This is a genomic window from Mycobacterium gallinarum, assembly GCF_010726765.1.
GTDB classification, from domain to species: domain Bacteria; phylum Actinomycetota; class Actinomycetes; order Mycobacteriales; family Mycobacteriaceae; genus Mycobacterium; species Mycobacterium gallinarum.
In genome coordinates this window covers 5,694,084-5,709,821 of the sequence record NZ_AP022601.1, presented here as the reverse complement: position 1 = coordinate 5,709,821, position 15,738 = coordinate 5,694,084, and the positions used below count along the sequence as shown (strand labels likewise).

General features: G+C 66.2%; 12 protein-coding genes. 2 read left to right on the top strand and 10 right to left on the bottom strand.

Annotated features, from left to right (window positions below):
* Positions 1-6: 6 nt before the first annotated feature.
* Entirely contained in the window at positions 7-435 is a 429-nt protein-coding gene (locus tag G6N42_RS28210) for a roadblock/LC7 domain-containing protein (protein WP_163735824.1), read from the bottom strand.
* A complete protein-coding gene (locus tag G6N42_RS28205; protein ID WP_163735820.1) occupies positions 432-3,254 on the bottom strand; it encodes an ATP-binding protein in 2,823 nt (940 codons plus the stop codon). Before G6N42_RS28205 ends, G6N42_RS28210 begins: the two co-directional genes overlap by 4 nt.
* 256 nt (positions 3,255-3,510) lie before the next feature.
* Here G6N42_RS28205 and G6N42_RS28200 point away from each other — a divergent pair, with 256 nt between their 5' ends.
* On the top strand, positions 3,511-3,975 hold the full coding sequence (locus G6N42_RS28200) for a tRNA (cytidine(34)-2'-O)-methyltransferase (RefSeq protein WP_163735818.1): 465 nt from the start codon (positions 3,511-3,513) through the stop codon (positions 3,973-3,975).
* A 3-nt stretch (positions 3,976-3,978) separates the two neighbouring features.
* Here G6N42_RS28200 and G6N42_RS28195 read toward each other — a convergent pair whose 3' ends face one another.
* Positions 3,979-4,617 (bottom strand): nitroreductase family protein, encoded by a 639-nt coding sequence (locus G6N42_RS28195; protein WP_163735815.1) that lies wholly within the window; start codon positions 4,615-4,617, stop codon positions 3,979-3,981.
* Positions 4,618-4,640: 23 nt separating this feature from the next.
* Here G6N42_RS28195 and G6N42_RS28190 point away from each other — a divergent pair, with 23 nt between their 5' ends.
* The gene (locus G6N42_RS28190) at positions 4,641-5,057 is read left to right on the top strand and encodes a TIGR03667 family PPOX class F420-dependent oxidoreductase (RefSeq protein WP_163735812.1); all 417 of its coding nucleotides are present in this window, start codon (positions 4,641-4,643) and stop codon (positions 5,055-5,057) included.
* On the opposite strand, the gene G6N42_RS28185 is transcribed toward G6N42_RS28190, so the two are convergent.
* The 7 genes from G6N42_RS28185 to G6N42_RS28155 form a co-directional block, all read right to left on the bottom strand.
* Positions 5,054-6,196 carry an MFS transporter gene (locus G6N42_RS28185; RefSeq protein WP_232076395.1) on the bottom strand — a complete coding sequence of 381 codons (1,143 nt, stop codon included), beginning with the start codon at positions 6,194-6,196 and terminating at the stop codon, positions 5,054-5,056. The genes G6N42_RS28190 and G6N42_RS28185 overlap by 4 nt on opposite strands.
* A 59-nt stretch (positions 6,197-6,255) precedes the next feature.
* A complete protein-coding gene (locus G6N42_RS28180) occupies positions 6,256-9,576 on the bottom strand; it encodes an error-prone DNA polymerase (RefSeq protein ID WP_163735808.1) in 3,321 nt (1,106 codons plus the stop codon).
* A 50-nt stretch (positions 9,577-9,626) separates the two neighbouring features.
* The gene (locus G6N42_RS28175) at positions 9,627-11,006 is read right to left on the bottom strand and encodes a 13E12 repeat family protein (protein WP_163735805.1); all 1,380 of its coding nucleotides are present in this window, start codon (positions 11,004-11,006) and stop codon (positions 9,627-9,629) included.
* Between the two features lie 90 nt (positions 11,007-11,096).
* Entirely contained in the window at positions 11,097-12,161 is a 1,065-nt protein-coding gene (locus G6N42_RS28170) for an NAD(P)-dependent alcohol dehydrogenase (RefSeq protein WP_174262186.1), read from the bottom strand.
* A gap of 70 nt (positions 12,162-12,231) precedes the next feature.
* Positions 12,232-13,758, bottom strand: coding sequence for an APC family permease (locus tag G6N42_RS28165; RefSeq protein ID WP_174262185.1), 1,527 nt, complete (start codon positions 13,756-13,758; stop codon positions 12,232-12,234).
* On the bottom strand, positions 13,755-14,642 hold the full coding sequence (locus G6N42_RS28160; RefSeq protein ID WP_163735799.1) for a universal stress protein: 888 nt from the start codon (positions 14,640-14,642) through the stop codon (positions 13,755-13,757). Before G6N42_RS28160 ends, G6N42_RS28165 begins: the two co-directional genes overlap by 4 nt.
* 112 nt (positions 14,643-14,754) lie before the next feature.
* The gene (locus G6N42_RS28155) at positions 14,755-15,624 is read right to left on the bottom strand and encodes a MaoC/PaaZ C-terminal domain-containing protein (RefSeq protein ID WP_163735795.1); all 870 of its coding nucleotides are present in this window, start codon (positions 15,622-15,624) and stop codon (positions 14,755-14,757) included.
* Between the last annotated feature and the right edge of the window lie 114 nt (positions 15,625-15,738).

Below are 15,738 nucleotides of genomic sequence, written 5' to 3'. Positions count from 1 at the left end.
GGCCACTCACATGTGCTGGGGTGCGCGTCGCCGCGATGATTGCACCACGGCGCCCACCCGTTCCACCAGAATCGCCATCTCGTAACCGATTTGGCCGATATCGCAGTTGCGCGATGCGAGCGTCGCCAGGTTCGAGCCGTCGCCCACGCGCATCAACAGCAGATAACCGTTCTCCATCTCGACGATCGACTGCATGACGTAACCGCCGTCGAACAGTTGCGCGGCGCCCGTCGACAGACTGGCCAACCCGGAGGCGACCGCGGCCAACTGGTCGGCACGTTCGACCGGGATGTGCTCACTGGAGGCCATCAACAGTCCGTCCGCGGACACCAGGACCGCATGGGTGACCCCGGAGACTTCGTGCGCGAACTTTGAGACCAGCCAGTCGAGCGAATCGCGCTGCGTCGATCGTGGCGGGTAGGACGGGGAGGTCACTGGCTATCTGTTCCTCTGGTCTCTCGCGCGTGCGAGCGGCCCGCGTGCACACCGCCGAAATGGCTGCTGAGACTCGCACGGACCGCATCGGGATCGCGCTGCGGTAAATCACCGACTGCGGATGATGCGTCCGGCCCCGGGGAGCCGAACTCAGCCGCCGATGCTACCTCGTCGTCGACCTCGGTGTTCCTGTGAGCGCCCTCGTCTTGGTGGTGTCCGACCTCACTACCTGCGGATTCAGCCGCGCCGGGCACCAGCCGGGCACCGGGCTCACGCACCGGCAACCCCTCCTCGGTGTGCTGCTCGACCGGAGCCTCGTCGGCGGCTTCGGCGGCGGACCAGCCGCTGTCCCACACCGATTCCCAATTCAGATCGGCGCTGTTGGCCAGCTCCGTCGGATCGACCAGCCACTCGGAGAGCATCCGCTGGTAGATCGCATCATCGGAGCCCGAGGTGGCTGACGGTTCCGCGGGCGGGACGGGTTCGGGCTGCGGTGCCGGGCTAGCCGGTGTCGCCGCAGCGGCGGCCACACTGTTGCTCGCGGCCTGCTGCCTTGCGGCGAAGAAGCCCGACGTGTCCGTCGGGCGCTCGGCGGGCGCAGAGGGTTGGCCCCATTCGCCCGTCTGGGCCGGCATGGAGTCCTCGGGCCACTCGTCTTCTGGCCACTCGTCCTGCGCCCATTCGGCCTGATGCGCCGACGGCGCGAGCGACGCCGGGACGTCGGAGATCCCACTGGCGCCGGGATCGCGTTGCGGCAACAACGCGATCGGTACCTCGGAACGGCCGTTGCGGTACTGCGGCTCGTCTTCGTAGTCGCCCCAGCCGTCTGAATGGTCGTCGTCCAGTGCCAACGCGGTCGCGATGCCCGCGTGCGCATCGGCCGCGTACTCCGGTTCGCCGTATTGATGCGGGGCATCCGCGCCGCCGAGCAGCTCGGGAGGGACGTAGACCCCTGCGGTCGTGCCCGAATTCGGCTCGCCCGCAATGGTGCTGCGCAACCTGACCACCAGACCGTGCTGCGCCGCCAGCCGGCCGACCACGAACAGGCCCATGTGCCGCGCGGTGTACGGGGTGACCTCACCCCCGGACTGCAGACGCGTATTGGCCACCCGCAGGTCCGAATCGGTCATGCCGAGGCCGATGTCGCTGATCTCGATGACGAGGCCACCCTGACCGGTGTGCACGGCGGACACCCGCACCTGCGAAATCGGCGGCGAGTAGCGAAGTGCGTTGTCGAGCAGCTCGGCCACGAGGTGAACGAGGTCGCCCGCCACCGAGCCGGCGACCTCGCTGTCGGGCACCGTCGCGGTCACCACGCGGGTGTAGTCCTCGACCTCGGAGGCCGCGGCGTTGATGACGGCCGAGACCGGCACCGGCTCCGCCTGCTCACGCTGGACCTTCGCACCGGCGAGCACCAGCAGGTTGGCGCCGTTGCGGCGCATCCGGGCCGCGAGGTGATCGAGACGGAACAGGCTTTCCAACCGCTCGGGATCCTCTTCGTTGCGCTCGAGCCGGTCGATGAGCGACAGCTGCTGATCGACCAATGAGCGACTGCGCCGCGACAGGGTCTCGAACATGTCGCCGACCTGCAGCTGCAGCCGCGACTGCTCGCCGGCCAACAGCACCGCCTGCTCGTGCAGTTCGTCGACGGCGTGCGCGACCTGGCCCACCTCCTCGGAGGTGTACACCGGTATCGGATCGATCGGTCCCGGGTCGCCTCCGGCACGCACGTGCTCGATTTCGCGGGCCAGGTCGTCATGGGCCACCCGCAGCGCGCTGTCGCGCAGTCGACGCAGAGGTCGCACCAGCGACCGCGCCACCACGATGACCACGATCAGGGCGAGCAGCATCGCTCCCCCGATGATCGCCGCATCCCGGATGGCCGCCGTGCGCTGCGCGGCCGCGCGCTCATCCACCGTCGACGTCACCGAAGCGGTGGCGTCGGTGATGATCTGACTCGCGATCTGATCGGTGACCGCTTCGGAGGCACGCAGATCCGGGTTGTTGACCAGAACCGCAGCCGGATCCGACATGATCGCCAACCGCTTGACCATCTCGCCCTGCAACTGCTGGGCCTCCGCCGAACCGACGCCGAGCACTTGGCTCATCCCGAACAGCGTCGACGGCTCCGTGCCGGCCAACGCGATCATCCTGGTGCGCAGCTCGGGTTCCGGCAGTTCGCCGCCGAGGTTCACCAGCAGCTGCTGCATCATCATCTGTCCGCGCGCACCGACCGCGCGGGACAACCCGAGTGTCTCGGCCGTGATGCGCTCGTCGTCGACGCGTACGGATCCGTTGATGGCGTCCTCCGCGGTGAGCAGGATCGGCGCGTAGGTGGTGACGCGCTCGAACAGGTTGATGTTGTTGGCCGTGACCCTGTCCATCAGCGCCTGGCCGCCGTCGATCATGCTCGTGACGCCCTTGCTGACGTCGTCGGCGATGTCGGTGTCGGACAGCCGGCGCTGCAATTCCTGCCTGCTCGAATCGAACTCGGTGAGGGCGGACTGCGGATCACCGCCGGTGGAACTCGCCAACATTGCGCGGTCGAGCGCCGCCATGTAGTTCACGATCGCGGGCACCATTTCGGTGCGGTCCGCGGCACGACGCAAATCCGTTGCTTCGGTGACGCTGCTGTAGATGCGCAACCCGCCAAACACACCTGCGAGAACCAGTGGCACCAATACGATCGCAAATACTTTCCAGCGGACCGGCCAATTGGAAACCGACCAACGGCTCGGCCTCTTGGGCGGCGGCGCGGCTTTGGCTTCGAAATTTGCAGGCGCGTCGTCAGACGGTTCCACCTGCGAGAAGGCGGTCATCGACGCTCTCCCGCGATTTCGCCCGCGAGTCGGCATTTCGGTTTTGGAGCGTGGTTCATATGCTTCCTGATAATTCGCCCGCGTCCACGGGCTGGCGGTGTGCGCCTGGCAATTGGTCGAGTATGCCAGCCGTGTCGTGCTGATTCCACAATTCTTACTGAACAGACAGAGTTCATAACTGCACGTCTAAGTCGCTTTGTGATAACAGAGCAAACACGTTTTGGACTGTCAGCCCGCCCGGCGCAATGATCTATGAATGTTCCGCGTGCTGTTCTTCTCGCCGCGCATCGCACCCAACACCGGTAACGCGATCCGAATGGTCGCCGCAACGGGCTGCGAATTGCATCTCGTCGAGCCGCTCGGATTCGATTTGTCCGAACCCAAACTGCGGCGGGCCGGCTTGGACTACCACGACCTCGCGTCGGTGACCGTGCACCGCGACTTGCCCGCCGCATGGCAAGCCATCGCACCGAAGCGCGTGTACGCGTTCACCGCACATGCCAAGGCACGGTTCGACACCGTCAGTTATGAGCCGGCAGACGTGATGATGTTCGGTCCCGAACCCACCGGCCTGGACGCGGCGACGCTGGCCGACCCGCACATCACCGCGCAGTTGCGCATTCCGATGCTCGCGGGTCGACGGTCACTGAACCTTTCCAACGCCGCAGCGGTCGTCGTCTACGAAGCGTGGCGGCAGCAGGGATTCAGCGGCGCAGTCTGAGCTTCACCACGAATCCCAGTGGGTCAGCTGCTCAGCGGGCAGCCGCTTGGCCGGACGGAAATCGGTGCCCTTGGTATAGGCGATGGGGAACAGGCCACCCTGGCGATACTCGTCGAACGGAATGCCGAGGACCTCGGCAGCCAGCTTCTCCCCCTTGCCGACCAGATGCAGCGTCGTCCACGCCGAACCGAGCCCTCGCGAGCGCAGGGCCAACATGTAACTCCAGACCGCGGGTAGCAGCGAGCCCCAGAACCCGGCGCTGCCCGCGACCGCGTCGTCCGGGCTGCCCGCAAGGCAGGGAATCAGCATCACCGGTACCTCGTGGAAATGCTCGGCGAGGTACTTCGCGGAATCCGTGACGCGCGGGCGCTGCTCGTCACGCTCGTCGCCGTAGGTGGGCTTGGGCATCTCGAGGTACCGCTCGGCGTTGTACCGGTAGATGTCGGCGAGCGCCTTCTTCTTCTCGGGATCCTCGACGAAGACCCACTGCCAACCCTGCGCGTTGGATCCGGTCGGTGCCTGAAGCGATAGCTCCAGACACTCCATCAACACCTCGCGCGACACCGGCTTCTCGAGGTCCAGCCGCTTGCGCACTGAACGTGTGGTGGTCAGGACTTCATCGACAGACAAGTTCAGGGTCACATTTGGAGACTACATTCGGCGGTATGGCAGTCGAATTCACGCAAGAAGTCACCGACCGGCTTTCAACCGATCACTCGGGATGGTTGACCACGGTGGCCAAATCCGGCCAGCCCGTGCCGCGGTTGGTCTGGTTTTACTTCGACGGCAAGGACGTCTTCGTCTATTCGGAACCCGACGCCGCGAAGGTCCGACACATCAGGAACCACCCTCGGGTCAGCCTGAATCTGGATTCCGATGGCGCCGGTTCCGGCGTCATCGTGGTGGGCGGTGCGGCCACCGTCGACGCCGAGAACGCAGATCCGTTGCAGGACACGCGATATCGCGCGAAGTACGCCGAGCTGGCGACCAGCCTTGGGTTCACCGAGGAATTCCTGTCGGCCTACAACCTGCGATTGAAGATCGACGTCGACAAGGTGTGGACCACCCCGACCGAGGGCTAGGCGGTTCGAGGCTGAGCCGACCCCGGCGGCCGCAGGGCAACGACGCTCAAGCCCACCAGTGCGATCGTCACGAACGCCGCTGCGGTCCCGACAGCATCGATCAGCAGACCGGCCGCAGGTGCGCCCAACGCCTGCCCCGCCGCGATGGTGAAGAACGACAGACCGACCCCGAACGAAGTCCGGTCGGGGTACAGCCGCACGCTCCACAACAGGAGCAGTCCCGTCAGACTGATATAGGCAGCACCGAACAGCGCGGCCGCGACCATGACCGCGACGAGGCTGGACGGCACCAGCGCCAACAGCACCGAAGCCGCGGCCATCGTCACCGTCGCCGCGATCCACGCCCGCCGCAGTCCGATGCGGCCGACGGCGTCGCCTGCCAACGCTCCGACGATGCCGGCCGCACCGAGCACGATCCACATGAGCGACGAGCGCGTCGTGTCGGCTCCACCGACCGTCGTGATCAGATCGCGACCGAAGGTCCAGACCGCAATGCTGCCGATTCCCATCATCAAGGATGCGGCGATGAGACCGAAGGAACCTGGGCGCCAGGATCGTTCGGCCGCAGCCTTGGCAGGCAGGCCCGAAGTGGACGGTACCGCCAGGATCACCGCGATGGTCACGAGGACGGCCAGGATCGCGTATACGGCCCACGCCAGACGCCACTGGGTGAAGAGCGCAAGCGCGATCGGCGCGGACAACACCACTCCGACCCCGGTACCACCATTGACGACCGTCTGGGCTCGATCCGCGGCTTCGCTGGGCACGAACTGTGCGACGGCCGCCGCCAGTGGCGGCGAGGCGATCCCGGTGCTGCACCCGGCGACCAGCACTCCCGCAGCCAGAACCCAGGCTGACGTCGCGACGGCGACTATCGAGATACCCACTGTCGCAACGACTCCGGCTGCGGCGGCGACCCATCGCGCACCGAGTCGTTCGGTCAGCACCAGGCTGACGATGATCGCGGCGCAGTACCCGACGTAGCTTCCCGCACCTATCACCCCGGTGAGCGTGGGCGTGAGCTGGAAAGCGTCGGTGAACACGGGTGCGAACAATCCGTAGGTAAACCGCGCGAAGCCATAACAGCATGCGATGAGCGCGGTTCCCGCGGCGACGAGGAAGTACACGCGACGCGTCACTTCCTCACGGTAGCGGTCAGCGTTTCACCTGCTGGGTCCGACGTTCCGCTTCGCTACGCTCAGCGAAAATCGCGGGACTTAGAACCCACCCGCATGTCGAGCTTGCCCATGCGGTCGGCGACGACGGTGACCGCGCCGGTGGCGTTCTGCACCTGTCCGCGGATCAGCAGCGCCGACGCCGTCTGCGCCAGCTTGCGATGCCGCGCCCAAACCCCGCGCGAACACAGGACGTTTACCATCCCGGTCTCGTCCTCGAGGTTGATGAACGTGACCCCCTGCGCCGTCGCAGGCCGCTGGCGGTGAGTCACCGCCCCGGCCACCAGCACCCGGGTCCCATCGGGGATTCCCAGCAGTTTGTCGGCCGGAACGACGCCGAGTGCGTCGAGGTTTTCGCGCAGGAACTGGGTGGGATAGCTGTCTGACGAGACGCCCGTCGCCCACACGTCGGCGGCGGCCAGTTCCAGTTCGGTCATGCCGGGCAGCGAGGGGATCTGCGATGACGCTCCCACTCCGGGAAGCCGGTCGGCACGCTGGGTGGCGGCCGCGCCCGCGGCCCACAGCCCTTCTCGGCGGGTGATTCCGAAGCAGCCCAGCGCACCCGCGGTGGCCAGCGCCTCGGTCTGCGGAACGCTGAGTTGAATCCGCTGGGTGAGATCGAGCAGAGAAGTAAACGGCCCGTTGGTATTTCGCTCAACGACTATGCGTTCGGCCAGCTCGTCACCGATGTGTCGGACGCTGCCGAGCCCCAATCTGACGACGTTCCCTGCGTCTTCCAAGGTGGCATGCGCGAGGCTGGCGTTGGCGTCCGGTCCGTGGACGGTGACCCCGTGCCTGCGGGCGTCAGCCACCAGCGACTGCGGTGAGTAGAAGCCCATCGGTTGTGCCCGCAGCAGCGCAGCACAGAACGCCGCAGGGTGGTGCAGCTTGAACCACGACGAGTAGAACACCAGCGAGGCGAAGCTCAGCGAATGGCTTTCCGGGAAACCGAAGTTGGCGAATGCTTCCAGCTTCTCGTAAATCCGGTCGGCCACCTCTCCCGTGATGCCGTGCCGGGCGCGCATGCCGTCGTAGAACCTGCCCCGCAGCCGACGCATGCGTTCGGTGGAGCGTTTGGAGCCCATCGCGCGGCGCAACTGGTCGGCCTCGGCGGCGGAGAAGCCCGCGCAGTCCACCGCGAGCTGCATGAGCTGTTCCTGAAACAGCGGAACACCCAATGTCTTTCGCAGAGCGGCTTCCATCGACGGGTGGTCGTAGGTGACGCGTTCGTCCCCGTTGCGCCGCTTGATGTATGGATGCACCGACCCGCCCTGGATGGGGCCCGGACGGATCAGCGCGACCTCGACCACCAGGTCGTAGAACACCCTTGGCTTCAGCCGGGGCAGCGTGGCCATCTGCGCGCGGGACTCCACCTGGAACACCCCGACGGAGTCGGCGCGCTGCAGCATCTCGTACACCGCGGGCTCGGACAGGTCCAGCTTGGCCAGGTCGACGTCGAGGTCTTTGTGCTCGCGCACCAGGTCGATGCAGTAGTGCAACGCTGAGAGCATACCGAGGCCGAGCAGGTCGAACTTCACTAAACCGATTGCTGCGCAGTCGTCTTTGTCCCACTGCAGCACGCTGCGGTTCTCCATGCGTGCCCATTCCACCGGGCAGACGTCGGCGATGGGGCGGTCGCAGATCACCATGCCGCCGGAATGGATGCCCATGTGCCTTGGCAGGTTGGAGATCTGCACGGCCAGGTCGATCACCGGTTCGGGGACATCATCGACATGAGTCGCTTCGGTCAGGTTGCCCCACTGGCCGATCTGCTTACTCCACGCATCCTGTTGCCCCTGGGAGAAGCCCAGCGCGCGGGCCATGTCGCGCACGGCGCTGCGGCCCCGGTAGGTGATGACGTTGGCCACCTGGGCGGCGTAGTCGCGGCCGTAGCGGTTGTAGACGTACTGTATTGCGTTCTCGCGCAGGTCCGATTCGATGTCGATGTCGATGTCCGGAGGTCCGTCGCGCGCCGGAGACAGGAACCGCTCGAACAGCAGCTCGTTGGCGATCGGATCGACGTTGGTGACGCCGAGTGCATAACAGACGGCCGAGTTGGCCGCCGATCCCCTGCCCTGGGCCAGGATGTTGTTCTCTTTGCAGAATCGAGTGATGTCGTGAACCACCAGGAAGTAGCCCGGAAATGTCAGCTGTTCAATGATTTTCAGCTCGTGCTCGATCTGGGCGTATGCCCGCTGGGCACGCTCGGGCGGGCCGTACCGGTTCCGGGCCCCCGTCATGACGAGATGTCTCAGCCAGCTGTCTTCGGTGTGCCCCTTCGGGACATCGAAGGGCGGCAACTGCGGGGCGATCAGCGCGAGCCCGAACGCACACTGCTCGCCCAGCTCGGCCGCCGCCGTCACCACCTCGGGACGGTGTGCGAAGAGTTGCGCCATCTCCATTCCCGACCGCAGATGCGAACCGCCCAGCGGGGCAAGATAACCGGCCGCCTCATCCATGGAATGCCGAGCGCGGATCGCACCCATGGCCATGGCCAGCCTGCCGCGTGACGGTTCGGCGAAGTGAGCGCCGGTGGTGGCGACGACGCCGAGGCCGAACCTGGGCGCCAGTTCGGCGAGTGCGCCGTTGCGTTCGTCGTCGCAGGGATGTCCGTGGTGAGTGAGCTCGATGCTGACTCGGTCACGGCCGAACCGGTCGACCAGATCGGCGATTGCGGTGGCCGCCGCCTCCGGTCCGCCTTGGGAGAATGCCTGGCGGACATGCCCTTTACGGCATCCGGTGAGGATGTGCCAGTGTCCGCCCGCCGCCTCGGTCAACGCGTCGTAGTCGTAGCGCAGCTTGCCCTTCTCGCCGCCCGCCAGATGTGCCTTTGCGAGCTCGCGCGACAGTCGCCGGTATCCCTCCGGACCGCGAGCCAGCACCAGCAGATGCGGACCCGGCGGGTCCGGGTCCTCGGTGCGGTCGCCACCGCCGAGTGACAGTTCCGCGCCGAACACCGTCTGCATGTCGAGTTCCTTGGCGGCCTCGGCGAAGCGCACCACCCCGTAGAGCCCGTCGTGATCGGTCAGCGCGATGGCACGCAGATCGAGCCTGGCGGCCTCCTCGACGAGTTCCTCCGGCGTGCTGGCGCCGTCGAGGAAGCTGTACGCCGAATGCGCATGCAACTCCGCATACGGCACCGACGATCCGGAGCGGTCGATGTCCAGCGGCTCGTAGGACCCGCGCTTGCGCGACCAGGCCGGACTGTCTCCGCCGTCGCCGACCTGCTGGTCGATGGGCCAGCCGGCACGGCGCGGTTTTGCCCCTCCGGCGGACCGGAGCGACCGGCCTGAGAGCACCCGCTCCATTTCCGTCCAGCTCGGCGGTCCGGTATGCCAGCCCATCCACGCAGTGTATCGAACACATGTTCTAATCGCAGCCGGGGACCGCACCGCTACTCGGAGTCGGGCGGGTCTGGGTCGCTGCGCAGGAGTTCTTCGGGGTGGTGGGCGTGGTTGATGTCGGGGGGTCGGGTTCCGTTGGTCCATGCCAGTCGTCCGGTGTCGGTGATCGTGGTGTGCCATCGCCCCTTGCTGACTGCTGTGTGGTCGGGCCCGCAGGCGAAGAACAGCATGTCGGCGTCGGTGGCACCGCCTGCGGCCCAGTCGACGCTGTGGTGGACCTCGCTGTGATATCCGGGCGCGAGGCAATTCGGGCGGGTGCAGCCGCCGTCGCGTGCGTAACAGATGATGCGTTGGTCAGCGGTGGCCACCCGCTTCTGGCGGCCCAGGTAGATGGGGCGCTCGCTGTGGTCCTCGAACACCGCCAGGTAGTGGATCCCGTCAGCGGCCATCCGGATCAGGTCCCGCATCGGCAGTGCGGTGTCCCCGCCGGTGCGCGCCGGCGACGGCATCGGCACATCGGGATCGTGCACGGCGTGGGCGGCCTGGTTGAGCTCGGCCAGCGTGGTGCGCGCGATCACCGTGACCGCATGCCCGCGATGGGAACCCATCTCCCCGGAGGCGATGCCCAACTTCAGGCCGAGTTTGATGCCGTCGTGACACCGCTGGGACGCGCTGCGGTCATCACGATCCTCGGCCGGGGTGCCGTCGGGCAGATGTCGGCCCGGGCGCACCGCGGCCGTCGCTGTCTCGACATAGCAGCGGGTTTCGGGGTCGATCCACCCCGACAACCGCGACATCCCATCAGGGCCCTGCGGACCCAGCACCATGGAGCGCCGACGCTGCCGGTCGGCCTCATCGAAGTCGCCATCAGGGTTGAAGATCTCATCGATGCGGCGGCCGGCGGCCTTGACGATCTCGGCGTCGTTCTTGACCGCCTCGCGGACCAGGCTGCGTTCAACCTCCACCCGGTCAGCGGCCGACACACACGACGGCAACCTTTCGATGGCGTTCCTGATCACCCGCAGGTGGTCCTCGCCGATATCGCCGGACTCGACTGCGGCAGCCACCAGCGGCAGTTGCGGTGGCAGCGCGGGTCCGGCGAGTTGGCGGCGCGGGGAAATCCGCGCGGCCACCTTCATGCGCCGCTTGATCTCATCGACCGGGATCCGCAACCGCGCCCACAAGCTGTCGACCACACCGCCCACCAGACCCGTCTCATCGGGCGGGTCGGCGAGTTGACCGAACACCCGATACATCAACCCCCGATTGGTGCGCTCCTGGGTCTCGAGGCGTTCGGCCATCTCCACCCGAAACGCATTGCCCACCTCGTCAGAGGACAACAACCGTATCTGGGCATAGGCGGCATCTACCTCATCGAACAGCACGCGAAACCGCTCACGTGCTGCTGCTCCGGTGACGAATTCGCCCATACCACAACGCTAACGACACCCACCTCCCCAAACAGCCGCCCCGAACCCCAGAACCCCCAGCCTGTGGATCAACCCGTGATTGGGGATAACTCAGTCGAAGGTCACCACGAGGCGACCGACCACATCGCCGCGTGCCAACGCCTCGAGTTTCTCGTTGACGTCATCAAGACGCAGAGTGGTGACGGTGTGCTTGATCAGGCCCTGGCTGGCGAGCGACAGCACTTCGGCGAGATCGTCGTAGTTCCCCCAGAACGAGCCGAAGTACGACCTCTCCCCGTTCGTGAACGGCAGCAGCGGCAACACCACCTTCTGCCCCATCAGGCCCACGCAGGTTATCGCGCCCTCGCGGGCCAAAACCGCCGCCCCCAACTGCAAGCCGTCTTCGGCTCCAGCGCAATCGAGGATCGCGTCTGCCTCCCGCCGACCCGTCATGTCCTCGAGGACATCGGCCACCTCGTCCGCCGTCTTCCCGCGGGTGTTGATGGTGTGATGCGCACCGTTTTCCATTGCCAGGGCTAGCTTTTCGTCGCTACGCGCGAAGGCCACCACCGTCGCACCGCCACCGAGCAGGCGCGCGTACTGAACCCCGTAACTGCCCAGACCGCCGATGCCGTTCACAACGACCGTGCGACCCGCACCGACCTTCCCCGCCTGCCGCAGCTTCTTCATCCCGCGATACGGCGTGAGCCCGGCGTCGGTCAGCGGCGCCAGCGTTTCGGGCCGGGAGTCGAGTCCGTCCCGAACAGCGATGACGTGGCGATAAGGCACGGGCATGTACTCCGCGAAACCGCCCGGCGGACCGAAGCCCGCCATCTGTCCGTTTGCGCAGATCTGTTCGTTGCCTTCGCGGCACTGTCGGCACGTTCCGTCCCCCCAATTCGGGTTCACCACAACCAGATCGCCCTCGGATAGACCCGCGACGCGGGGCGCGTCGGCACCCACCGCGGCGATGCGCCCCGCCACCTCATGCCCGGGGATGATTGGTGCCTTCAATGGCGCACCCTGGGTGAAGTAACCCTCCATGAGCTGACAGTCGCTGCGGCACATGCCTGTCGCGGCCACCTTGACGAGCACATCGGCCGGCCCGACGTCGGGAACCGGAACTTCCTCGATGCGCAGGGGCTCGTTGTAGTCGTGCATTATGGCCGCGCGCATCTGCATGAGACCAATACAACCGCAGCGCGACCCGCGCGAGTGGCGCATTCGTGCTCAGATTGTGCCCGTTCTAACTCATGCTGTCGGACAGCGTGCGCCGCTCGAAGAACTCCGGGCTGCTGAACCGTCGGATCACCATCAACACCGCACCGAGCAGCAGGATCCCGAAGCCCATGAAGAACACCAGGCCGATGCCGCCGATCGCGGCGCCGCTACCGTTCTCCGGATTCATGCTCTCCTGCACCGAGATCACGAAGACCGCGGCGAGCATGATGCCGCCGAGCAACGGGAAAAGGAACTTGAACACGATGTTGTGGACGTTGCTGAACAGCTCTTTGCGGAAGTACCACACGCACGCGAACGCGGTGATGCCGTAGTACCAGCAGATCATGATGCCAAGCGCGGCAATGGTATCCAGCAGCACCCGCTCGGACAGCAGGCTCACGAGCGTGTAGAACGCACCCGTCACCACTCCGGCGACCACGGTGGCATACGACGGCACCAGAAATCGCGGGCTGACACTGGCGAAGCGCTTCGGAAACGCGCCGTAAGCACCCATTGCGAGCATGGCCCGCGCAGCGGGCAGGAAGGTCGTCTGCAGGCTGGCCACCGAGGACGCGAGCACCGCCAGGAAGAGCAGCGGTCCGGCCCAGCCCAGCACCGGATCGGCCAACGCGCCGAATACGTTGTCCGCGTTCTCCTCGTTGCCCAGGCCCAGGCCCTCGACGCCAACGCCGGCGTACATCATCACCGCGACGGCGATCAGCAGATAGGTCACCAGGATCGATAGCACGCACAGCAGTCCGGCGCGGCCGGGAACCCTCGTGGGGTCTTTGGACTCCTCGCCCAGCGTCAGGCAGGTGTCCCAACCCCAGAAGGCGAAGATCGATCCCGTCACACCGATCACGAAGGCGCTCAGCACAAGCCCGGTGAACGGGTTGAACCAGTCCAGGTCGAACGAGAGACCGGCAGGCGCGTCGCCCCGTCCGACGAGGATGAACGCCGCGACCGCGAAAGCGATCAGCACCGTCATCTGAAAACCGACCAGGACGTACTGCACACGCTCGCTGGTGGTGATGCCACGGCTCGCGATCAACGTGGCGATCGCGATCAACACGAGCGTCGTCACGATGTTGATCACCTTATTGTCCGCGAGGTCGGCGATCGACGGGTTGTCGAGCACCCGCGCGATGAACAGATAGAGGAACTCGACGGCGATGGCGGCCAGATTGGACAGCACGATGATGGTCGCGATCACCATCCCCCACCCGCACATCCAGCCGACGTACGGTCCAAAAGCCTTGGTGGACCAGGTGAACGACGCTCCGCAGTCGGGGGCGCGTGAGTTCAGCTCGCGATAGGCGTAAGCGGTCAGGAACATCGGGATGAACCCGGCGATCAGGATCGCGGGCATCTTCAGTCCGACCGCCGCCACGATCAGACCGATGCTCGCCGTCAGCGTGTACCCGGGCGCGACCGACGAGATACCCAGTACCGCACCGGAGAAGGTGCCCACCTTGCCTGCGGCAAGCCCCTTCGAGACGAGACCTGCCGACTCTTCGGCGATCTGCAGTTGCTTGTCCGCGGCGTCGCTCACGGCAGGTCCGCGGCGTCGAACTGATCCCTCGGAACGACCACCATCGGAACTTCCAGTACCCGCAACATCTTCGCCGCCGTCGACCCCAGGAACAGGCGCTTGGGTGCGCTGAGCCGACTCGATCCGACCATGATCACGTCGCCGTCCCGCCATTGGAGCTTGCTGACCGCCTCCTCGACCGTGCGACCGTCGACAATCGTCGACGTCACGGGAAAGTCTTCGGGTAGTTGGCTTTTGGCCGCCTCGAGCGTGTGCTCGGCGTGAGCGAGCGCACGCCCACGCACCGCGTCGTCGTCGCCGCGAAGCGTCCCGAACATCGGGTCCAGCGAAACCAACGACACCAGCCGCAACGGAGTCCCCGCCGCTCGGCTGAAGCTAACGGCGGTTTCGAGCAGCAGATCCGCGCCCGCACGCTCGCCGATCGCGCACGTCACCTCCCGCACCCGATTCTCTGACCAATGGCGGCTGCCCCGCGGCGCCACCGCGACAGGCACCGGCGCCGAATGCAGAAGCTCGTTGACGACCGATCCCAACGAGTAGGGGCCCGCCAGCCCGCCACCAGAGCCGCCGACGACGATGAGGTCGGCCTGCACCCGTGCCGCTTCCTTGATCAGACCGTCGGCGTAGGAGTCGTCGAAACTGACGTGGGTCCCCGCGACGACGTCGGCGGGAATCATCGCGCGGGCTTCGGCAAGCCAGTGCTCGGCCTGCTCGGCGAGATGCTCGTCGTAGCCACCGACCGGAACCAGCGAGGGCACCATCCGATCCGGCGGCAAGATGATGCTCACCCCGAGTTCGGCGCCGAGCGTGCGGGCGAGCCGCACCCCGAGTGCCAGCGCGTCGGCGCCTCCCGGCGTTGCCAGGTAACCAACGATCAGTTTCATAGCCGTACCACCCTCCATCTCGCACACCGATGTCCGGACGTCGTGGGGTGAATCCTGTCAACGCGGAACCCTGGTTACCGCCGTTTGAGGGAAATTGGCCGCCGGCGCAGCGTCAGGAGCTGTATTCGGCGGTGCCGTCCTCGAGTACCAGCCGCGTGTTCGAGCCGTCGGGATTGGCGGCCTCGGTGCGGAACACCGCATGCCCCGGCTCGGTCCGCCAGATCGACGTCGTGAGAGTTTCGCCGGGAAACACCGGCGACGTGAACCGGGCTGCGACGGCACTGACTTTCGTCGCGTCACCGCCACCGAGGTCGGCGACGAGCGCTCGTCCTGCGACACCGTAGCTGCACAGACCGTGCAGGATCGGCTTGGGGAAGCCGGCCAGCTCGCGGGCAAACCACGGATCGCTGTGCAGCGGGTTGCGGTCCCCGGACAGCCGATAGATCAGCGCCTGGTCCTCGCGGGTGGGCAGCGCGATCGTCGAATCCGGTTCGCGGTCAGGGATTTCCGGCGCCGCGGGACGCTGGCCAGGCTGGCCGCCGAATCCACCCTCACCGCGGATGACCGCCGTGGTGTGCGTCTCGGCGATCACCTCACCGGAGTCGGGATCGGTGCCCGTTGCCTTGAGCATGACAACCGCATTCTTGCCCTCACCTTTGTCCTGAATGTCGGCGACTTCCGCTACGACGCTGAGCTTGCCCGCCGGCGGCAGGGGTTTGAACAACCGGATCCCCTGGGATCCGTGCAGCAGCATGGCGAAGTTGAAGCTGCCGATCATGGCGGCGGCTGCGAACGGCAAACAAGCGATGACGGCATAGGTCGGCAGCACCTGTTGTGGAGTGTCGTGGGTGTTCTCTGTGGTGAACGCCAGATCGTCGAGTCCGGCGCCGACGCCGAGTGCATAGAGCATCGTGTCGCGGTCGGTCCATTTGAAAATCTGCGGTTCCGTCTTTGCGCCTATGGCATTCGGATCGAGCGGCATCGAGGCTCCCTTCGCTGGTGTGTCGGACGATACACAGCACTGTCGGCCGAGCCGACAATCCGGCCACGTCGGCCGAGCCGGCGATCCAGCCACGTCGGCCGAGCCGACAATCCA